Annotated in this window: 1 protein-coding gene; it reads left to right on the top strand. The window is 40.3% G+C overall.

Annotated elements, in window-relative coordinates:
- The coding region (locus V6256_RS16105) for a response regulator (protein WP_341599198.1) at positions 1–211 on the top strand (211 nt) is incomplete at both ends.

Genomic DNA, 211 nt, shown 5'->3' with positions numbered 1-211 from the left:
CTTTGTAACAAAGGTGATTAACGACGGTCAGTCAGTTGTTAGTTGGGTAAAAGGTAATAGAGTGGATTTAATTAAATTAGATCTCATGTTGCCCGGAAAAAACGGGTTAGATATTTACAGGGAATTACGCACTTTCACAGGTGTTCCGGTCGTGATGGCTACGGGAAGGGTGGATGATATTGATCGCTTAATTGGTTTAGAATTAGGTGCT

The sequence above is a fragment of the Psychromonas aquatilis genome (assembly GCF_038155185.1).
Classification (GTDB): domain Bacteria; phylum Pseudomonadota; class Gammaproteobacteria; order Enterobacterales; family Psychromonadaceae; genus Psychromonas; species Psychromonas aquatilis.
This window is presented reverse-complemented; position numbering and strand designations above follow the sequence as displayed.